The following is an 18,219-nucleotide window of genomic DNA, read 5'->3' as shown; positions in this document are numbered from 1 at the left end:
GGAGCGACGTCGACCACGAGGCCGGCGACCGGTATCGCTGCCACCCCAGGTGGCGACCAAAATTCCGCTGCTTGTGGCTCCCCGAGCCATCCCGGGACTGCATTACCAAGACCGAGATTCTGGTGACCGTCTTGGGGCACGCTGGCCTGCGACGAGGACGGCTACTTGATTACCGCGAGGAGGTCTTCCATCGTGTCGATCTGGTCAGTCTGAGAGGAGACGATCGCTGTCGCCAGCTGGACCGCGTCCGGGTTCTGCCCACCCTCGATCTCGGTCTGCGCCATCTCGACAGCCCCCTCGTGGTGTGTCGTCATCTGTTCCAGGAACAGCCGCGCCGCGTCGGTTCCGTCAGCATTCTCGAGGGCGTCCATGTCGGAGTCGCTCATCATGCCGTCCATGGAGTGATCCATGGACGCCTCAGTGTCCTGCCCCCAAGCCTTGAGCCATGTCGTGAGCTGATCAATCTCCGGGGCCTGCTCGGCCTTGATCGTCTCGGCAAGGGTGATCACGTCCCCGTCGATACCGTCTTTCGCGAGGAGCATGTCGCTCATCTCGACGGCCTGGGTGTGGTGCGGGAGCATCACCTGGGCGAACATGACGTCTTGATCGTTGAAGGCAGCAGCCTGGGACGACGACGCGGACGACGTGTCGCCTGCGGACGACGACGCCTCGGCGCACCCCGCGAGGGCGAGGGCAGCAATGGTCGCAGTTGCGCTGATGAAGATGGTGGCGGTGCGGTTCATGGTCGTTCTTCCAGGATCAGAATCGAAAAAAAGATACCCCCCGGAGGTATCGTGCCGCGTACGGCTGATGAGAGCCTCTGAGCCGGCACCGGTGGTATCGGTGTAACGGTGAACGCGTCGAGGTTGCCGAGCGCAGCGCGCAGATGCGCCTCGGCCTGGTCGGCGGTCTGGGACGCCGTCAGGAGGTCTTCGGCGTCGACCTCGATGGTTGCGGAGCCGGTGAGACGGTGCCCGATCCACCGGAGATAAAGATCGTGGACGCCCCGCACGCCCAGGGCGTGTTCCAGGGCGTGTTCGGCTCGCTTGTGGAGGTCGGGGTCGATGCCGTCCATCAGCCGTCGGCCGATGGATTTCACCGTCCCCCAGGGCAGGACCATGATCGAGGCTGCGATGAGCAGGCCGATGATGGGGTCCGCGAGCGGGAACCCGGCGAGGACCCCGATGGCGCCCAGCACGACAGACAGGGACGTGAAGCCGTCCAGGCGGGCGTGGACCCCGTCAGCGACGAGGGCTGCCGATCCGATCCGTCGCCCGACGCGGATGCGGTAGATCGCGACGAGTTCGTTGTCTGCAAAGCCGATGAGCCCAGCGGCGACCAGCAGCCAGGGATTCGCGATCGGCCTGGGGTCGATGAGGCGGTTGATCGATTCCCAGCCCGCGACGGCTGCCGACGAGTGCAAGGCGCCTGGACCGGCCGGGGGCCGCCGGCATCCGTCTCGACGATCGCCCCGCGTCGAGAGGCGCACCCCGAGGAGTTGCATAGCACGCATGGACACCCTTCCCCTCTGGCTGTTAGCCGCCATCTTCGTCGCCGGCGCCGCCGTCATCTGGGTCGCCGGCATCCAGCTGTCGAAAAACGACCGACGTCCTCGACTCCCGACTCCACCTCGGTAGCGCGCTCGGCGGACTCATCGTCCTCGCGGTGGCGACCAACCTGCCCGAGATCGCCATCACGGTCAGCGCCGCCCTCTCGGGCTCGCTCGAGGTGGCCGCGGGCAACATCCTCGGCGGCATCGCCCTTCAGACGGTCGTCCTCGTCGTCCTGGACGCCCTCGGGAAACGCGGCAAGGGTGTCCACCCCCTCACCTATCGCGCGGCCTCCCTAGGGCTGCTGCTCGAGGCACTGGTCGTGGTGGCGGTCCTCGCCGTCGTCATCGCCGGAACCCAGCTGCCGTCCTCGCTCACAGTGGCGCGCCTGACGCCGGACGTCGTCCTCATCGCCGTCATCTGGCTCGTGGGCCTGTTCCTCGTCCGGCGTGCCGGCAAGGGCCTGCCGTGGCACGAGGCCGGAGCGGCACCTGACACGTCGACGCCGCGACCGCGCGGACACCGGACGCGCTCGAACCCGTCGCCGACGACCATGAGCACGAAGAAGGCCGCGGTCGTCTTCGGCCTGTCGGCCCTCGCCACGCTCGTCGCCGGCGTCGTGCTCGAACGCGCGGGCGACGCGGCCGCGTCGCAGATCGGCTTGTCGGGTGTGCTGTTCGGCGCGACAGTCCTGGCCCTGGCGACGAGCCTGCCCGAGATCTCGACCGGGTTGCAGGCCGTCAAGCAGGGCGACGACAACCTGGCCATGAGCGATATCTTCGGCGGCAACGCCTTCCTGCCCGTGCTCTTCCTCGTCGCCACGGTCATCTCCGGGCAGGCGATCCTGCCCCAGTCGAACACCAGCGACGTCTACCTGACCGCCCTCGCCGCGCTCCTCACGCTCGTCTACGCCGTCGGCCTGCTCTTTCGGCCGCGACGACGCATCGCGGGCATGGGCGTGGACTCGTTCGTCGTGCTCGTGCTCTACGCGGTCGGCATCGGTGGCCTCGTCGCCATCACGCTCGGCTGACAGGACCAGCCCGGCGACACTGGCGACCGTCAAGCCCAATGAGCCGTGGAAGTTGACCAAGGCGCCCATGCTGCTGTAGCCGCGGGCGTCCTTGTACTCGACCTGGCCGACGTCTGAGATCGCCGTAATCCGGTCCCGGGGGATGTTTCGAGACCAGATCACGTCGTGAACATGGATAGTCACGTCGTCCAGCAGGGCGTGACGCCGCAGCTGCGAACAGTGGCCCAGAGTGATGATGTGTGACAGCGGTGCCCTCGGTGCAGGGTTGCCACTCGCGTCTGCCACCCGTTTCGCCGGGAGTGAGGACGGCTGCCTGCGACCGCCAATCTTTTTCGGCCACGGATGAACTTCTGGATGAGCTGCATCGTGTTCGTAGTAAGCGGGCTACCTGGGCCGGCGTACCAGCAGGAGGAATCATGCACAAGCGAATGACCATCACCCTCACGACGGCCGTTTTGGCGGCGGCCGCTCTCTCCGGGTGCACCACATCTGCCGAATCATCCACGACGACCGACTCCACCGAGCCGGCCCCCGCCGAGACCACCGCGGCAGCGGCAGTCCTCGGCACCGCAACGTCTCCCCTGGGCGAGATCATCACCGACGACGCCGGGTACACGATCTACACGTTCAAGATGGACGAGCAGGACTCGGGCACCAGCAACTGCTACGACGAATGCGCCACGACCTGGCCGGCAGTTGAAGCCTCCGACACGTCCTCCCCAGAAGGCATCACGGGCGAGATCGGTTCCCTCACCCGCACGGACGGGACAACCCAGCTGACCGTCGACGGCTGGCCGGTGTACCGGTTCGCGAAGGACACCGAACCTGGACAGGTCAACGGACAGGGCGTGAAGGATGCCTGGTACGTCCTCCAGCCGGACGGCACGATCAACATGGAAGCAGCCACTGAGGGCGCAGCGACCCCAGCCTCCTGATCGCGCGCGTGCCTGCCGGACAGAACTCTCCGGGTTGCAGGCCCTCGCAGCTCCACAACCCCACCCGAGCAAAGGAGCCACAAGGCAGTGCTCATCGACATCAAGGCAGAGACAGTGGGTGCGAATACGTCGACTGCTTCCGCTCAGACGGTGAACCCATGTCCTGGCCTGGTCGATGGCATGAGGTTCGATCACTGGTGCGCATCGGCGTTCCTCGGTGCGCTCGATACAGGCACGACAAGAGGCGGTCCTGGATCAGGCACTAGCCGGACTTCACTGGCGCGAGGCGGTGAAGGTCATGGCCCGAGCCAGTGACGAGCTTTTGTCGACATTGTTCGAGTGCCACGGCGGGGCGCTTCGCCGTTACACACACAGCCTCACTCGGAACGCGGCGCTGACCGAGGACATCGTTCAAGAGACGATGCTGAGAGCATGGCAGCGTCCTAAGGTGCTGGAGCTCGACAAGGATGCGGCTCAAGCGTGGCTGTTCACGGTCGCTCGGCGCCTCGTCATCGACGACGCACGATCTGCCCGGAGTCGACGAGAAGTGGCAGCCCTTGGCGAGGTAGAAGGCACTGCTCTCGATCGCACTGATGCCGTCCTGGACAGCATCATCGTTGCGGACGCGCTGGCGTCGCTCTCCGACCACCACCGTCAGATCGTCATCGATGCGTACTTCGCTGGTCAGAGCATTCCTGAAATTTCGAGACGGCTTGGCATCCCAGAAGGAACCGCGAAATCGCGGCTCCACTATGGGTTACGCGGGCTGAGGCTAGCCCTCCAAGAAAGGGGCGTCACACGATGACTGAGCATCCCGATCTTCAAGCTAACGAGGACCGTTACCAAGACTGGGACGCGTCCTACGTCCTCGGAGCGCTCCCCACCGATGAACGTCGCGAATACGAGCAGCACCTCAGTACCTGCGCCAACTGCCGTGAAGCGGTGACGGAACTTGCGGGTCTCCCAGGCATCCTGAGCCGAATCTCGCCGGAAGAGGCCCTTGCCATCCATTCACCTCTGGGTATGGATGAAACTCAGGCGCCATCAGAAACGTTGTCGCTGATGGCCCACCGCTTCCGCAAGAGTCAACGCCGCCGCCGAGGAGTCATGGCTCTCGCAGTTGCCGCTGCTGTTGCTGCCGCCGTCTTCGGGGGGCTCGCCGTGGGCGCAAGAAACGACGTCGGCCCAGCGACGGCCCAAATGACGTTCCAGCCCATGGACCCCGGAACTGACTCCACCACCCTTACTGCCGGTCTGCAGATCGAGGAGAGATCTTGGGGCACGAGGCTCGATTGGAACTGCGACTACGGCGCGGATGCGCCAGACAACTCCCGATACGAGCTCGTGGTCACACAAACGGACAACACCACGCTTACCGTCGCGACGTGGGACGCAGCTGGCTCGCGTGCCGCAGATCTGTCTGCGTCGACGGCTATTCCCAGCCTGAAGATCACGAGTGTAGAAATCCGCTTGCAGGGATCCACGGTCGCGTTGGCTCGGCTAGACACCTGAGCACCTCCCGAACAAGCCGCCCGTTAGACGGTCGGTCACCGGACGCTCGTTGGCTGCGACCACTCCCTCTTAGTTGCGGGGCCCAGATCGTCTCGATAAATCGGTCCGAAATCGCTCTCGGTGGCGGATCGGTCACCGAACGCGTCCGCACCTCAACCACTCCTCCGGAAGTGCGCTGACCTTGCCGTCTCGATAGGTCAGTCCGAAACGTATCTCGGTGAAGGCTCTCCTATCGGGCGCCTGGGTCACTGGTGTCAGGTCCCCTGATTTGAGGTCGGTAGGACCAGCTCAAGCGTCGTCCCGGTGGGGGAAGTTGCGGCTACCCGGACACTGCCGCCGTGACGAAGAGCAACCTCTCTGACGAGTGCGAGGCCGATGCCGAAGCTGGGACGGCTGGCGTGTGCGTTCGTCCCAGTGGTTTCGGGTGCCGGGTCTGAGCGGGCGAACCGGTCGAAGACCCGGGTTGGTTTGATACCCGTTATGCCTCGTCCCTCGTCCGTTACCGTGATGATGGCCGAGTCACGCTCGAGGCGGGTCGACACGGTCACGGTTGATCCCGAGGGGGCGTGGCCAATGGCGTTGTCGACTAAGGCAAGTACCGCGCGGCGGAGGCTCGCAGTCGGCGCGTCGACGTGTGCGGAGCCAACAGTGTCGTACCGCAGGGCTACATCGCGCTTGTCAGCGAGCACCGACATTGACCGAAGGACGTCCTCGACCACGTCGTTGAGATGCACGGGGTGGGACATGGTCGAAGCAGCGGAAGAGTCTCCTCCCGCTGCTTCGAGCAGGTCACCGACGATGTCGATCAGGGCCCGCGAGTCGTCACGGAGTCTCGCTAGGTCAGCGGTGACCTTGTCGTCGGCTGTCGCTGCGCCGCCAGCGATTTTGCGTTGCAGCGCCTGGAGGCGGGCGTCCAGGACGGCGAGGGGCGTGCGGAGCTCGTGGCTGGCGTCGGCGACAAACTGTCGTTGCACGCGGAGCGCGTCGCCGAGTGGCCGGACGGCACGTCGGGCAATGACCAGAGTCACGAGCCCGGCGAAGACGACGCCTCCGATACCGAGCACAATGAGGCCGGCCACGACGTCGATTGCTGAGACGAAGACCTCGCCCTGGCCAGCGGCGGCGACCTGTTCAAGTCGCTCCTTGGGGACGGTCTGGTGCAGCACCCACGCGATCGTTAGGGCGAGTGCACCCACGACGACGAGGGCCGAGACGAGCATGATCTGCAGGCCGATGGATCGCGCGGCGGTCCGTAGTGCTGCGTCGTCGGCGACTCGGTCTACTTCGGTCCCTCGTTGCCGTCTCACAGGGCGCCCACCCGGTAGCCGCTCCCCCGCACCGTCAGCACGACGTCGCGGTCGATCTTGCGGCGCAGGTAGCTGACGTAGGTGTCGACGGTGCCGAGCTGCTCGCCGTGCGGGAACACGCGGGAGAGCAGGTCCGCCCGGTCGAAGGTGTGGTCGGGGCACCGCGCCAGCTCGGCGAGCAGTGCGCTCTCCCGCTCGCTCAGCACGACGCGGCTCGACCACGGCGTGACGAAGATGCGGCTCTCGGGGTAGAGGCGTGCCTCGCCCACGTCGAGCCAGCGCTCCTCGGCGGCGAACGACCGCGTCAGGGCGCGCAGCCGGGCGAACAGCTCGTCGAACTCGAACGGCTTGACGAGGTAGTCGTCAGCCCCGCCGTCGAGCCCCGCGACGCGGTCGGCGGTCGTGCCGAGTGCGGTCAACATGAGCACCGGCGTCGTCACGTGCTCACGACGGAGGGTCGCGACGAGCTCGGTGCCCTCGAGCCCCGGGAGGCGCCGGTCGACGACCAGCACGGCGTACCCACCAGCTCGTGCGGCCTCGAGCCCCCGCCGGCCGTCGGCCACGAGGTCGACCTGCCAGGCCTCGCCGAGCACGTCGGCCACGATGGGCCCGAGTCCAGGGTCGTCCTCGACCAGCAGGAGGCGCGGGCGCGTGTCAGGACCGGTCACCCACCGCCTCCTCGTCTCTCGTCGTCGTCGTCGGCTCGGTGTCGTTCGAGGCCCGGGCGGCGTGCGAACGCCGCAGGGCGGTGACCACGATCGGCAGCACCGACACGACGACGAGCCCGACGGCGAGCAGGTCGATGTGGTCTGCCACGAACGGTAGGCCACCGAGCAGTGATCCGAGCACCGTCATGCCGACGGCCCAGAGGAACGCACCGGTGAGGTTCCACACGATGAACCGGCGGTACGGGTAGCCGCTGGTGCCGGCGGCGAGGGGCACGAAGGTGCGGACGACGGGGACGAACCGGCCGAGCACGAGCGCTTTGCCGCCGTGCCGCTCGAAGAACGCCTGGGCCTGCTCGAGGTGCGCGGTCTTGAGCACGCGGGCGTCGGGGCGGAACCAGCGGCGCCCGAACCGGTGGCCGAGGAAGAAGCCGACCTGGTCCCCGGCCGCCGCCGCGAGGAACCCGCAGAGCGCGATCACCGCGACGCTCAGGCCGAGGCTCTGGTGCAGCAGCCCTGCGGTGACGAGCAGCGAGTCGCCGGGCAGGAAGGGGAACAGCAGGCCCGACTCGACGAAGATCATCAGCGACAGGCCGCCGAGGGCCCACGGGCCCATGCCGGCGAGGAGGGTCTGGGGGTCGAGGATGCTCACGCCCGGGTCCGTCCTTGGTCGATGGTCGGGATGGAGTTCGGCGCAGACGGTCCGATGGGGTGGCCAGTCCCCGAGCGCCGCTGGACCCGGTCGAGGAGGCGCAGCCACGGCGGCAGGGCCAGCGCCACCACCGAGCAGCCGAGCACGACAGAGGCGAGCGTGTCGCTCGGGTAGTGCACGCCCACCCAGACGCGAGACAGCCCGACGACCGCCACCGCCGCCCCGCACATGGCGACGACGACCCCTGTGCGGCGATGCCCCCAGGCGATCAGGACCAGTGCGAGTGCGAGCCCTGTCGCGAGGGCGGTGTGGCCACTCGGGAACGAGAAGGAGTGCGGCTCGATGATGAGGGGGTCGACGAGGAGCCCTGGGTCGGGTCGGTCGCGTTGCACGACGAGCTTGACCAGCTCGGCCGCGGCCCATGGCCCGACCGCGACGCCGAGCACCGTGAGGGCGGCAGCCGCGCGACGGCTCACGACCCACACCGCCACGACCAGCAGCAGCACGAGGGCCGCGCCCAGCTGCGGCGCGAGCAGGCGATCCACGAGCAAGGAGGCCTCGTCGAGCACCGGAACGTGCGCACGGCTCGCGCGCTGCACGAGGTCGAGGTCGACCTCGCTCACGCCGCCCGCGCCCCAGGTGGTCAGCAGCCCGGCGACGACGACGCCAGCGACGCCGGTCGCGCCCCACGCCGCCCACGCCCGGTCGTGGACGACCGCTCGGACGGCGGGGAACACAGGAGGCGCGGTGCGGCCGCGAGGAGGCGCCGATGAGGGCGCACGGTGCAAGACGGTCATGCACGCAGGCTCCGCCCGGCCGTCCCAGAAACCGCCCAGACGTACTCGCGGGCTCGTCAGCATCCGGGCCGTCGCTGCCCAGCGAGTTTCTGGGGGAATTCTGGGAGCTGACGCGCGAAAGTCACTACGGGGTTTTTCCTCGCCCTCACCCCGGGCATTAATCGCGACTTGATCGCCGTGAACTGCGAGAAAGAGAAGACCATCCATGGACTGGCAGCTCAACGGCCTCCCCCTGCACCCGCTCATCGTCCACCTCGTCACCGTCGCGTTCCCGACAGCGTCCCTGCTGATCCTGGTCGGGGCATTCTGGCCCGCGCTTCGACGACGACTCGGCATCATCACCCCACTGATCGCCCTGGTCTCGCTGATCGCCGTGCCCCTCGCGACGTCGTCGGGTGAATCGCTGGAAGAGCGGGTCGGTGGCAGCGCCCTGCTCGAAACCCACACGGAGCTGGGCGACACCCTGCTTCCTTGGGCAATCGCGGCGTTCATCGTCGCTGTGGCGCAGTGGGCCTGGCAACACTGGGTGCTGACCCCGGAAGAGCAGCGGCCTCGTCCTGCGGTCCGTGGCAGCGCACGACTGATCGTCGGCGCCCTGCTGATCGTGCTGGCCGTGGGGACGAGCATCGGGGGGATCGTCACGACGGTCCGGATCGGTCACTCCGGCGCGGAGGCCGTCTGGTCGGACTCGAGCGAGGGATGACACCCGAGATGGTGAGGGCAGGCTCCGCTGCGTGGCAGCCGAACCCCTCGGGTGCTGTGATGGCGTCATGACTGACGCGTCACCTCTCCCCACCCATCCCGACGAGCCCCACGCCGGGAGCCTGGCCGGGCGCCTCAACTGGCTCCGTGCCGGCGTCCTCGGCGCAAACGACGGAATCGTCTCCGTCGCCGCAGTCGTCGTCGGTGTTGCCGGGGCGACAACATCGACCCCGGCCATCGCCACCGCCGGCATCGCCGCCCTGGTCGGCGGCGCGATCTCGATGGCCCTCGGTGAGTACGTCTCGGTCAGCAGCCAGACCGACAGCCAACGAGCACTCATCGAGAAAGAGCGCGCTGAGCTGGCCGCCGACCCCGAGGCAGAACTCGAGGAGCTGACCGCACTCTGGCGCGCCCAGGGACTCAGCGACGACACCGCCGCCCGCGTCGCCGCCGAGCTCACCGAGCGCGACGCCCTCGCAGCGCACCTGTCGGCCGAGCTGCACATCGACGAGGCCGACGTCGCCAACCCCTGGCACGCCGCCCTCTCGTCCGCCATCGCGTTCCTCGCCGGTGCAATCTTGCCGCTGCTGGCCATCCTGCTGACGCCTGCCAGGCTGCGCGTGCCGGTCACCGTCCTGGTCGTGCTCCTCGCCCTCGCCGCGACCGGCGCACTCGGCGCACGCCTGGGCCAGGGTGCCGTCGGACGCGCGACCCTTCGCGTCGTCGTCGGCGGCGCGCTCGCCCTGGCGGCGACCTACCTCGTCGGCACCCTGCTCGGCACCGCCGGGATCGCCTGAGCCGGCCTCCCCGACAGCACATACCGACTCAGAAAACCCCCATCTCGGGAACTTGCCGAGAGCATCAAGAACCCATGGCCTGACCCGGGTTTTGTCATAGGTGGCCCATAGGTTCACGCGTTCTGATCGGTGTTGTCCACCTCTCCGGTGAGACCCGCAGGCTCGGCAGGCCGCTCCCGAACGGACACACCATGACCGCGACGTTGCACCACACCCCACCGGCTCCGCCCTCCCCACCCACTCGGTCGACCTCACGACGCGACCTCACGGCCGTCCGTCCCCTTGCCGCCAAGGCACGCCGTCGCCGGGCAGCAGTCGACCTGCTGGGGATCGCCGTGTGGGCCTCTGCGGCGATGGCGGTCACCCTCTGGCTGACCTCGGGCAGCGTCGACGTCTCCGGCCCCGGGCAAGTCCTGATCTCCGCCGGCATCGTCACCGGCCTAGTGGGCACCGACCTGATCCTGGTCATGCTCGTCCTCGCCGCGCGCCTGCCCGTCATCGACCGGCTGGTCGGTCACGACGCCGCGATGGCCCATCACGGCAAGCTCGGCAAGCCGGCCCTGTACCTGCTGCTGACGCACGCGGGCCTGCTCATCGGCGGCTACGCGGTCGAGGCAGGCGACAGCGTCGTGGCCGAGACAGTCGGCCTGTGGAACACCCCCGACGTGCTGCTGGCGTTCTTCGGCCTGGGAGGCCTCGTCGCCGTGGTGTGGACCTCGATCGTCGCGGTCCGCAGAGTGCTCCCCTACGAGGGGTGGCACGCCATCCACCTGCTCTCGTACGCGGCCGTCGCCGTCGCGATCCCCCACCAGCTCTCACAGGGGCAGATGCTCGCGCAGGGCAGCTGGGAGCGCGCGTACTGGATCGCCCTGTACGTGGTGGCACTCGGTTCGGTGGCCGTGTTCCGGTTCGCGCTCCCCGCCTTCAGGTCCCTGCGGCACGGCGTGGTCGTGACGGGCGTCGAGCGCATCGCCGACGACGTCGTCTCCGTCCACCTGCACGGCCGTGACCTCGACCGCCTCGGCGCGGTCGGCGGCCAGTTCTTCGTGTGGCGGTTCTGGGCGCCCGGGCTCTGGTGGCACGCCCACCCGATCTCGCTCTCCGCCGCGCCGACCGCGACGGGCATGCGCCTCACGGTCCGCGCCCTGGGCCGGGGCAGCGCCTCCCTGGCGTCCCTCCGCCCCGGCACCCGTGTCTCGTTCGCCGGCCCCTACGGGATCTTCACCGAGGCCGTCCGCACCTCCACGAGGGTCGCGGTCGCCGCCTCCGGCATCGGCGTCACCCCGGTCCGGGCGTTCCTCGAGCGCCTCGACGCACCCCCCGGGGCCGTGACGATCTTGCTCCGCGCCCGGTCCGAGCGCGAGACGTTCCTCTGGCACGAGATCGTCGCCTGGGCGCACGCCCGCGGTCACCAGGTCGCCGTCAGCGTCGGCCCCCGGGGCAGGGGGCCCGCGTCCTGGCTGGCCGAGGGCGACACCTCGCGTGGCGTCACGGCCGCGAGCGTGTTCCCCGACCTCGCCCACTCCGACCTGTACGTCTGCGGCCCCGGACGTTGGAGCGACCTCGTCGAGCAGGACGCCGCCGCAGCCGGGCTGCCGGCCGACCAGCTGCACAGGGAGAGGTTCGACTGGTGAGAGCACGCATCGTGATCGGCGGCCTGCTCGTCTCCGCCGGCATCCTCGCCGTCGGCGTCGAGTCGACCGTGACCCAGCTGTCCGCCACCACCTCGCTCGTGCAGCCACTGGCCGGAGCGGCTCCGTCGTCGGGCGGCACCGGCACCGAAGGCACCTCGGGCACCGCCGGTGCGGCCCCGTCGTCGAGCCCGTCGTCGTCGGACACCTCGGGCAGCAGTCCCGCCGCCACGACCGGCCTCACAGACGGCACGTACACCGGCACGGCCGTCTCCACCCGCTACGGCACCGTCCAGGTGCAGGTGACGATCAGCGGCGGGACCTTCGGCGACGTGACCGCGCTGCACCTCACCGACGACGACGGGCGCAGCGTCCAGATCAGCGCCCGCGCCGCGCCCGTCCTGGCTCAGGAGGCCGTCGCGGCCCAGTCCGCGTCGATCGACACCGTCTCGGGTGCGACGTACACCTCGGACGGGTACCTCCAGTCGCTGCAGTCCGCCCTCGACCAGGCCCGGTGACACGGTGACCCACGTCTTCCGCGCCATGGGCACCGTCGTGTCGGTCCTCGTCGACGGCGGCGCTGCGGACACGGCGACCCTCGACGCGGTCGAGGCGGTGTTCGACGACCTCGACCGCGAGTTCAGCCGCTGGCGCCCCGACTCCCCCGCGTCGCGGATCGCCGACGGCCGGCTGTCGCTCCTGCGCTCGTCGGACGCTCACAGGGAGTGCTACGCCGAAGCCGTCCGCTGGCGTGCCGACACCGCAGGGGCGTTCACGCCACACCGCCCCGACGGCACGGTCGACCTCGCGGGCACGATCAAGGCAGCCGCGACCGAGGCCGCCGGCGACGTCCTCGACGCCACCGGCCACGAGCGCTGGTGCCTCAACGCCGGGGGCGACATCCTGACCCGAGGAGGCACACCCGCGCACCCGTGGAACGTCGCGCTGGCAGACCCCGACCACCCGCAGCACGTGCTGCGGGTGGTGTCGCTCCACGGCGCGCGACGAGCTGTCGCGACCTCGGGCACGAGCCAGCGCGGCGAGCACGTCTGGCGGACCGATCCGGAGAGCACCTACCGGCAGGTGACCGTGATCGCTGACGACCTGATGACCGCGGACGTACTCGCCACCGCGGTCCTCGCCGGCGGCCCCGCGACCAGGTCGCTCGCCGAACGGGGCTGGCCCGTCGAAATCGTCACGGTCGACCGCACGAGCGAGCCCGCGTGCCTCTCGGGGCCGTGACCCAGGCGGCCCGAGTACAGCTGGTGCCGGAGCTGCAGCTCCCGCCCCACCACGACGACAGGAGACACGGATGCCCCTCATCAGGATCGACCTCGTGGAGGGCCGCTCGGACGAGCAGATCGCCGCGATCGGCGACACCCTCATGCGGACCCTCGTCGACGTGTACAGCCTGCCCGAGCGCGACCGCTTCCAGATCGTCACCGAGCACGCCCCCGGCCGTCTCACCGCCCTCGACGTCGGGCTCGGCATCGAGCGCTCCGAGCAGGTCGTCATCATCCAGATCTTCACGCAGGCCGGGCGCAGCACCGACGAGAAGCAGGAGTTCTTCCGCACCCTGGCCGAGAACCTGGCGACGGTGGGCGTCGCCGGCGAGGACCTGGTGATCGGCTTCGTCGAGAACGGCCCCGCCGACTGGTCGTTCGGCTTCGGCCGCGCCCAGTACACGACAGGAGAACTCACCACCCCGGGAAACTGACCACCAACACCAGTGCCCAAACACTGTCGCGACAGCCGATTGCCTGACGGACACTTCCATGGTGCGCTCAGGCGAGGGTGAGGAAGAGCTTCTCGATCTCGTCGACCGTGAGCTTTCGCCCCGCCGCGATGCCGTCGACGGGCTCCGTGTCCTCGTCGGCGATGAGACATTCGCGCATCGCCGTCGAGACGATAGCGAAGCCAGCGCGGTCGAGGGCGCTGCTTACGGCGGCGAGTTGGGTGACGACGTCGCGGCAGTCGCCCCCGTTCTCGATCGCCGTGATGACGGCGGCGAGCTGTCCTTGGGCGCGCTTGAGACGGTTGGCGACCTTGCGGATCGCGGCGGGGTCGTGCAGGGCGCCGTCAGTGGGGGCGGTGTCGGTCATGCGCGGTCGACCGGGTTGCCGGCGGCGATCCATGCGGACGTGCCGCCTTCCACGTTGACGGCGTCGTAGCCGTGGGCGGTGAGTGTGGCGGTCGCGCGGGCGCTTCGGCCTCCGGACTGGCAGATGATGTGCACCGGGGTGCCCGTGGGCACGTCGCCCAGGCGATCCTCGAGCTGGGACAGGTGGAGGTTGCGGGCGCCGGGGACGTGGCCGCTGGCGTATTCGTCTGCCTCGCGGACATCGATGACGACGGGGGCCTCAAGGGCGGCGAGCTGGTCGACGGTGATCTGGTTCATGGGTTCTCTTTCGTGGAGTGTTTCGGATCGGCGATTTTGCGAGTGTCGTGGGGTCAGGCTGTTGCCGTGGCAGAGCGGTGGGCTGCGATGCCGGCGCGCCAGGTGAGCCAGCCGCCGTCGAGGTTACGGGCGTCGTGGCCGAGCTGGGTGAGGAGTCTGGCGGCCGTGTGGCCACGCTGACCCACCTGGCAGTGGACCACGAGCGGCCCGGCGGGCAGTTCGGTGTGCCGAGCCCGGAGATCGTCCAGGGGAAGCGAGATGGCACCGGGGATGGAACCGGCCTCGTGCTCAGCCGCTGAACGGACGTCGATCAGGGTCGCCCCGGACGCCATCAGTGCGTCGAGTTCGTGCCACTGCGCTGTGCGCGTCGCACCTCTTGCAGTGTTCTCGGCGACGTAGCCGAGCATGTTGATCGCGTCCTTCGCTGACCCGTACTGGGGTGCGTAGGCGAGCTCGAGCTCGGAGAGGGCACTGCCGGTGAGGCCGGCGGTCATCGCGACGGCGATTACGTCGATGCGTTTGTCGACGCCGTCGCGCCCCACGATCTGGGCGCCGAGGATCTGGTCGCTCACCGGGTCGACCAGCAGTTTGATCGCCATCTGCTGTGCTCCTGGGTAGTAGCCGGCGTGCGAGGACGGGTGGGTGTGCACGACCCGGACGTCACGTCCTGCCGCACGGAGGCGCTTCTCGTTCCACCCAACCAACGCCACGGTCAGTCCGAGGACGCCGAGGATCGACGTCCCGAGGGCGGGCCGGGCTGCGGTCGCGGAGGCGCCGGCGATGTCGTCCGCCGCAGCTCGGCCGTGCCTGTTGGCGAGCCCTGCCATGGTCACGAGGGTCGGTTCAGCGTCGAGGTGGTCGATCTTCTGGACGCCGTCTCCGACGGCCCAGATCGACGGGTCACTGGTCCGCTGGTGGCCGTCGACGGCGATGCCTCCGGTGGGCCCGATGACGAGTCCCGCCTCCCGGGCGAGGCGGCTCTCGGGGCGGACGCCACTTGCCTCGATCACGAGATCAGCGGCGACGGTCGTTCCGTCGCTGAGTTCCACCAGGCCACCGGATGTCCCCGTCACCGTCGTGCCCGTGCGGACGTCGACGCCGGCGGCGACGAGCACGTCGTGCACCGGAGCGGCCATCTCGGGGTCGAGAGGAGAGAGGACGTGCGCTCCACGCTGCACGAGGGTGACCCGTGCATGGCGGGCAAGGAGATTCTCGACGGCTTCGAGGCCGATGAATCCTGCCCCGATCACGAGGACGTCGGCCTGCCTGGGGGTCCCGTCGAGAACGGCGTTGACGTGGTCGACGTCATCGACGCTGCGCAGGGTGTGCGTCGGGATGACGCCTGCCGTCACGCCGGCAGAGGCTCCAGCGCCCGCAGCGAGCACGAGGTCGTCGTACGGTTCGACTGAGCGTCGCCCGGTCGCGAGGTCCACGACTTCCACGGTCTTGGCGGCGGAATCGATCGCGGTGACCTCGTGGCGGACGCGGACGTCGAGCGCGAAGCGCGCGGACAAGGACTCGGGCGTCTGCAGCAGCAGCGACGAGCGATCCGGGATGATGCCGCCCACGTGGTAGGGCAGGCCGCAGTTGGCGAAGGACACGTACGCGCCCCGCTCGAAGACCAGGATGTCGCGACTCTCGTCCAGGCGACGCAGTCGGGTCGCCGCGGACATACCGCCGGCGACACCTCCGATGATGATCGTTCTCATGTTTGCCACGATACCCCGGGGGGTATACGTTCGTCTAGTGCCGTCAGTCGACGGCGACCGTTGAACGAGAGGACTCCCCATGTGCCGACAGGTGACCTGCAAGGTGTGCGGCAAGGCAAGTTGGGCTGGCTGTGGCCAGCATGTCGACCAGGTGATGGCCGGCGTGCGACGGGCGGACCGATGCCCTGGCCACGTGAAGGAAAAGAGCGAGGGCAGTTTCTTCTCGCGCCTGTTCGGACGGTGACCTCCGCCTGGCCGCGAAGAAGTCGATCGGTTGCGGGACACTCGAAGGCGCCGGCCACTCTCCCGTAGTTGCAGAACGCGGATCGTCTCTGTAGGTCGGCCCGGAATCCCTCTCGGTGAGGGGTCGTCTACCGGGCATGCAGAAACGATCGTTTTGTGGTCAATCGCAGTCTGCGGAAACCGCACACTAGCCTCGTCACATGACGACGCGGGACGATCACGGACGCTCCATCGACCAAGCCCAAGATGCTCTTCACCAAGCCATGCGCGGTGGCGACGTAAGCCATCTTCGTGAGTTGTTTTACGAGCGCCTGACCTTCGAGTTGCCGGGCGGGTCAGTGATCGGCCGTGCAGCTGATCTCGATGCTCATGCCTCGGGAGCAACACGATTCGACAAGCTGTCCGAGCTTCATCGGTCAACTCTGGAACAAGATGGTCATGGCCGGACATCGTCGCTCGTGGACATCGTCGTATTCGATAAAGGCCACCGCATGGAGGCTCGCATGATGTACCGCCGCTTTTGGTCGATCATCGAGGGTCGTTGGCAAGTAGTGGCGGGCAGCGCCGAACCGTCCGCATAGACCCCTGGGCTCGAGTTCTACGCCAGCACCCAACCGGCAGGCTGGGTGCTGTCGCTCGGAAACGATCGTTTCTGACTGCCCGAGGGGCGATCGCCTATCGAGACAACGACACTCTGCGGAAGCCGAGGCGCTCCTCTTTCCTCTACGAAGATGCGCAAACACCTCCCTGCAGCAGTAGGCAGCGCTATCTCAACACCTGTAGACCAAAGACATGCGCATAGATGACGGGCGGCCTGTCCGGGTCGATCTCGGCCCTCGGCCCCGCTTCATCTGGTGGGGACAGGACGTCGACGACGAGACACGAGATGCCATCGCGACCCAGGGCACGCTCGTCGAGACCTTTCCCACCGAAGACGCGGCACGTTGCCATGCGGAGCAGCAGTCCTGGCCGAGCGGCCCGCCGGAGGCCCTCAGCATCGTCGACGTGCGTGGGGTCAAGGACTACCTGGATCGCAAGGTGAACACGCTCGACGAGGAGGCGGCCCTCACCTGCGTGAACTTGGCCGACGATGTCCGCCACTCACTGCACCTCCCCCGGTCTCGATCCAGAGCAGTGCAAGCCGTCTACGACAAATTGGTCGAACGACAGTTCCCGTACCTCACCGATGACAGCCGCTCGGATGCGCTGAACAGATGGAGCTCGCAGGAACTCGGCCAGCTCCAGAAGATGCTGCGTTCGTCGCTGCGCTGCTTGGAAACAGGCCTCGCTGAGCCCTGGTATGCCGTGGGCTAATGGACTGGCGTTGGGTCCTACAGGCCGTCGAACACGAAGCGCAGGACGCGCTCACAGAACCGCAGGACGGGCCGGACAAACCACCTCCACAGCCACAATGACGGTCGAGGCCACCAGGCAGGAGCTCCACTGTTGGCGCGATCCCGTCGCCATTCAGCGCGTGTCCGCGGTGGCGCCGGACGGCGGCGGCCGTTCCTCAGGCGCTCTCGGCGGGGAGGCTCCGTCTTTCCGGGTGCCACCTAGGCCTGCTCGGCTCTTTGGATCGCTCGATAGACCGTCGAACGGGCCACCTTGAAAAGCTCCGCGATCTCGCTTGTCGTGTGGGCGCCGGTGCGGTGCAGCTGCACGAGGTGCCTCTCCTGGGAGGCGGTGAGCTTGGGCTTGCGGCCGCGGAGCTTGCCGGCAGCCTTGGCGATCGCCATGCCCTCCCGAGTGCGGGCACGGATGAGGTCAGCCTCGAACTCGGCCACCATGCCGAGGACGTTGAACAAGAGTCGGCCGACCGGGTCGGTGGGGTCGTAGACCGCTCCCCCGAGATTCAGGGCAACGCCCTTCTTCGTCAGCTCGTCCGCGATGTCGGTCGCGTCGCGCAGCGAACGGGCGAGCCGGTCGAGCTTGGTGACGACCAGGACGTCGCCGGCACGGCACGCGGCCAACGCCTCGCGGAGGCCCGGCCGGGCTCGAGTCGTCCCCGAGAGCCCGTGGTCAACATGCACGTGATCATCGTCAACACCAAGTGCCTTAAGACCATCACGTTGTGCTGCGAGATCCTGTCCGGACGTCGAGACGCGGGCGTATCCGATGAGCATGAGGCGACTGTAGCGTTCAGACCCCCATCACCGGGCAATTTTGCGGGACAGGCATACGCGAATCCGCAGGCCAGGCGCCACTTGACCTCACCCGACCGAGAGCGGCCCCAGAAGGTGTCCCGATGAACGACCGTCTAACGAGACGGTCGCTCACCGGTGCATTCATCA

At 68.3% G+C, this 18,219-nt stretch carries 22 protein-coding genes; 12 read left to right on the top strand and 10 right to left on the bottom strand.

Annotated features, from left to right (window positions below; all coding sequences use genetic code 11):
• Positions 1-161: 161 nt before the first annotated feature.
• Both EDF18_RS08870 and EDF18_RS08865 read right to left on the bottom strand, forming a co-directional pair.
• Positions 162-743 (bottom strand): DUF305 domain-containing protein, encoded by a 582-nt coding sequence (locus EDF18_RS08870; RefSeq protein ID WP_123547489.1) that lies wholly within the window; start codon positions 741-743, stop codon positions 162-164.
• The gene (locus tag EDF18_RS08865; RefSeq protein WP_082454857.1) at positions 740-1,585 is read right to left on the bottom strand and encodes a cation diffusion facilitator family transporter; all 846 of its coding nucleotides are present in this window, start codon (positions 1,583-1,585) and stop codon (positions 740-742) included. The genes EDF18_RS08870 and EDF18_RS08865 overlap by 4 nt, the downstream gene beginning before the upstream one ends.
• 68 nt (positions 1,586-1,653) lie before the next feature.
• On the opposite strand from EDF18_RS08865, the gene EDF18_RS08860 reads away from it, so the two are divergent.
• From EDF18_RS08860 to EDF18_RS08845, 4 genes are all read left to right on the top strand, one after another.
• Positions 1,654-2,580 carry a sodium:calcium antiporter gene (locus tag EDF18_RS08860; RefSeq protein WP_223269510.1) on the top strand — a complete coding sequence of 309 codons (927 nt, stop codon included), beginning with the start codon at positions 1,654-1,656 and terminating at the stop codon, positions 2,578-2,580.
• Positions 2,581-3,008: 428 nt separating this feature from the next.
• Positions 3,009-3,515: a hypothetical protein gene (locus tag EDF18_RS08855; RefSeq protein WP_158612599.1), complete on the top strand. Its 507-nt coding sequence runs from the start codon at positions 3,009-3,011 to the stop codon at positions 3,513-3,515.
• Between the two features lie 298 nt (positions 3,516-3,813).
• Positions 3,814-4,320: a sigma-70 family RNA polymerase sigma factor gene (locus tag EDF18_RS08850; RefSeq protein WP_055801561.1), complete on the top strand. Its 507-nt coding sequence runs from the start codon at positions 3,814-3,816 to the stop codon at positions 4,318-4,320.
• Positions 4,317-5,027 carry a zf-HC2 domain-containing protein gene (locus EDF18_RS08845; protein ID WP_123547488.1) on the top strand — a complete coding sequence of 237 codons (711 nt, stop codon included), beginning with the start codon at positions 4,317-4,319 and terminating at the stop codon, positions 5,025-5,027. The genes EDF18_RS08850 and EDF18_RS08845 overlap by 4 nt, the downstream gene beginning before the upstream one ends.
• A 254-nt stretch (positions 5,028-5,281) precedes the next feature.
• Here the strand turns inward: EDF18_RS08845 and EDF18_RS08840 are convergent, their stop codons facing one another.
• From EDF18_RS08840 to EDF18_RS08825, 4 genes are all read right to left on the bottom strand, one after another.
• Positions 5,282-6,247, bottom strand: coding sequence for a HAMP domain-containing sensor histidine kinase (locus tag EDF18_RS08840; RefSeq protein WP_123547487.1), 966 nt, complete (start codon positions 6,245-6,247; stop codon positions 5,282-5,284).
• Positions 6,248-6,330: 83 nt separating this feature from the next.
• A complete protein-coding gene (locus EDF18_RS08835) occupies positions 6,331-7,002 on the bottom strand; it encodes a response regulator transcription factor (protein ID WP_123517401.1) in 672 nt (223 codons plus the stop codon).
• The gene (locus EDF18_RS08830; protein WP_233569079.1) at positions 6,989-7,651 is read right to left on the bottom strand and encodes a DedA family protein; all 663 of its coding nucleotides are present in this window, start codon (positions 7,649-7,651) and stop codon (positions 6,989-6,991) included. Before EDF18_RS08830 ends, EDF18_RS08835 begins: the two co-directional genes overlap by 14 nt.
• Positions 7,648-8,448 (bottom strand): phosphatase PAP2 family protein, encoded by an 801-nt coding sequence (locus EDF18_RS08825; RefSeq protein ID WP_137846775.1) that lies wholly within the window; start codon positions 8,446-8,448, stop codon positions 7,648-7,650. Before EDF18_RS08825 ends, EDF18_RS08830 begins: the two co-directional genes overlap by 4 nt.
• Before the next feature lie 205 nt (positions 8,449-8,653).
• Between EDF18_RS08825 and EDF18_RS08820 the strand changes: the two genes are divergently transcribed.
• The 6 genes from EDF18_RS08820 (at position 8,654) to EDF18_RS08795 (ending at position 13,295) form a co-directional block, all read left to right on the top strand.
• On the top strand, positions 8,654-9,151 hold the full coding sequence (locus tag EDF18_RS08820; protein ID WP_123517374.1) for a DUF2231 domain-containing protein: 498 nt from the start codon (positions 8,654-8,656) through the stop codon (positions 9,149-9,151).
• Positions 9,152-9,218: 67 nt separating this feature from the next.
• Entirely contained in the window at positions 9,219-9,947 is a 729-nt protein-coding gene (locus EDF18_RS08815) for a VIT family protein (RefSeq protein ID WP_123517376.1), read from the top strand.
• A 353-nt stretch (positions 9,948-10,300) separates the two neighbouring features.
• Positions 10,301-11,581 carry a ferric reductase-like transmembrane domain-containing protein gene (locus EDF18_RS08810; protein ID WP_233569078.1) on the top strand — a complete coding sequence of 427 codons (1,281 nt, stop codon included), beginning with the start codon at positions 10,301-10,303 and terminating at the stop codon, positions 11,579-11,581.
• Complete coding sequence (locus EDF18_RS08805; RefSeq protein ID WP_199732409.1) at positions 11,578-12,096, top strand: FMN-binding protein; 519 nt, start codon at positions 11,578-11,580, stop codon at positions 12,094-12,096. Before EDF18_RS08810 ends, EDF18_RS08805 begins: the two co-directional genes overlap by 4 nt.
• 4 nt (positions 12,097-12,100) lie before the next feature.
• Complete coding sequence (locus EDF18_RS08800) at positions 12,101-12,820, top strand: FAD:protein FMN transferase (RefSeq protein ID WP_123547485.1); 720 nt, start codon at positions 12,101-12,103, stop codon at positions 12,818-12,820.
• 70 nt (positions 12,821-12,890) lie between these two features.
• Entirely contained in the window at positions 12,891-13,295 is a 405-nt protein-coding gene (locus EDF18_RS08795; RefSeq protein WP_123517381.1) for a tautomerase family protein, read from the top strand.
• A gap of 67 nt (positions 13,296-13,362) precedes the next feature.
• On the opposite strand, the gene EDF18_RS08790 is transcribed toward EDF18_RS08795, so the two are convergent.
• From EDF18_RS08790 to EDF18_RS08780, 3 genes are read right to left on the bottom strand one after another with little or no spacing between them, the layout of a single operon-like run.
• Positions 13,363-13,680 carry a metal-sensitive transcriptional regulator gene (locus EDF18_RS08790; protein ID WP_123517383.1) on the bottom strand — a complete coding sequence of 106 codons (318 nt, stop codon included), beginning with the start codon at positions 13,678-13,680 and terminating at the stop codon, positions 13,363-13,365.
• A complete protein-coding gene (locus tag EDF18_RS08785; RefSeq protein ID WP_123517384.1) occupies positions 13,677-13,976 on the bottom strand; it encodes a rhodanese-like domain-containing protein in 300 nt (99 codons plus the stop codon). The genes EDF18_RS08790 and EDF18_RS08785 overlap by 4 nt, the downstream gene beginning before the upstream one ends.
• A gap of 53 nt (positions 13,977-14,029) precedes the next feature.
• Positions 14,030-15,685, bottom strand: a complete 1,656-nt coding sequence (locus tag EDF18_RS08780; protein ID WP_123517386.1) for an FAD-dependent oxidoreductase — start codon at positions 15,683-15,685, stop codon at positions 14,030-14,032.
• A 443-nt stretch (positions 15,686-16,128) separates the two neighbouring features.
• On the opposite strand from EDF18_RS08780, the gene EDF18_RS16135 reads away from it, so the two are divergent.
• Positions 16,129-16,509: a nuclear transport factor 2 family protein gene (locus EDF18_RS16135; RefSeq protein WP_137846771.1), complete on the top strand. Its 381-nt coding sequence runs from the start codon at positions 16,129-16,131 to the stop codon at positions 16,507-16,509.
• A gap of 211 nt (positions 16,510-16,720) precedes the next feature.
• A complete protein-coding gene (locus tag EDF18_RS08775) occupies positions 16,721-17,242 on the top strand; it encodes a hypothetical protein (protein WP_123517387.1) in 522 nt (173 codons plus the stop codon).
• A gap of 239 nt (positions 17,243-17,481) precedes the next feature.
• Here EDF18_RS08775 and EDF18_RS08770 read toward each other — a convergent pair whose 3' ends face one another.
• A complete protein-coding gene (locus EDF18_RS08770; RefSeq protein ID WP_123547484.1) occupies positions 17,482-18,051 on the bottom strand; it encodes a recombinase family protein in 570 nt (189 codons plus the stop codon).
• Between the last annotated feature and the right edge of the window lie 168 nt (positions 18,052-18,219).

It is taken from the genome of Frigoribacterium sp. PhB107, from assembly GCF_003751515.1.
Lineage (GTDB): Bacteria > Actinomycetota > Actinomycetes > Actinomycetales > Microbacteriaceae > Frigoribacterium.
The sequence above is the reverse complement of the archived record's forward strand: the minus strand, read 5'-3'. Positions and strand labels throughout refer to the sequence as shown.

Bases quoted from the DNA above. Each gene is read 5' to 3' on its own strand.
- EDF18_RS08870 (WP_123547489.1), bottom strand. From the start codon at position 743: ATGAACCGCACCGCCACCATCTTCATCAGCGCAACTGCGACCATTGCT.
- EDF18_RS08865 (WP_082454857.1), bottom strand. From the start codon at position 1,585: ATGCCGGCGACCCAGATGACGGCGGCGCCGGCGACGAAGATGGCGGCT.
- EDF18_RS08855 (WP_158612599.1), top strand. From the start codon at position 3,009: ATGACCATCACCCTCACGACGGCCGTTTTGGCGGCGGCCGCTCTCTCC.
- EDF18_RS08850 (WP_055801561.1), top strand. From the start codon at position 3,814: ATGGCCCGAGCCAGTGACGAGCTTTTGTCGACATTGTTCGAGTGCCAC.
- EDF18_RS08845 (WP_123547488.1), top strand. From the start codon at position 4,317: ATGACTGAGCATCCCGATCTTCAAGCTAACGAGGACCGTTACCAAGAC.
- EDF18_RS08840 (WP_123547487.1), bottom strand. From the start codon at position 6,247: ATGCTCGTCTCGGCCCTCGTCGTCGTGGGTGCACTCGCCCTAACGATC.
- EDF18_RS08825 (WP_137846775.1), bottom strand. From the start codon at position 8,448: ATGACCGTCTTGCACCGTGCGCCCTCATCGGCGCCTCCTCGCGGCCGC.
- EDF18_RS08820 (WP_123517374.1), top strand. From the start codon at position 8,654: ATGGACTGGCAGCTCAACGGCCTCCCCCTGCACCCGCTCATCGTCCAC.
- EDF18_RS08815 (WP_123517376.1), top strand. From the start codon at position 9,219: ATGACTGACGCGTCACCTCTCCCCACCCATCCCGACGAGCCCCACGCC.
- EDF18_RS08810 (WP_233569078.1), top strand. From the start codon at position 10,301: ATGGCGGTCACCCTCTGGCTGACCTCGGGCAGCGTCGACGTCTCCGGC.
- EDF18_RS08795 (WP_123517381.1), top strand. From the start codon at position 12,891: ATGCCCCTCATCAGGATCGACCTCGTGGAGGGCCGCTCGGACGAGCAG.
- EDF18_RS08790 (WP_123517383.1), bottom strand. From the start codon at position 13,680: ATGACCGACACCGCCCCCACTGACGGCGCCCTGCACGACCCCGCCGCG.
- EDF18_RS08785 (WP_123517384.1), bottom strand. From the start codon at position 13,976: ATGAACCAGATCACCGTCGACCAGCTCGCCGCCCTTGAGGCCCCCGTC.
- EDF18_RS08780 (WP_123517386.1), bottom strand. From the start codon at position 15,685: ATGAGAACGATCATCATCGGAGGTGTCGCCGGCGGTATGTCCGCGGCG.
- EDF18_RS16135 (WP_137846771.1), top strand. From the start codon at position 16,129: ATGACGACGCGGGACGATCACGGACGCTCCATCGACCAAGCCCAAGAT.
- EDF18_RS08775 (WP_123517387.1), top strand. From the start codon at position 16,721: ATGCGCATAGATGACGGGCGGCCTGTCCGGGTCGATCTCGGCCCTCGG.
- EDF18_RS08770 (WP_123547484.1), bottom strand. From the start codon at position 18,051: ATGCTCATCGGATACGCCCGCGTCTCGACGTCCGGACAGGATCTCGCA.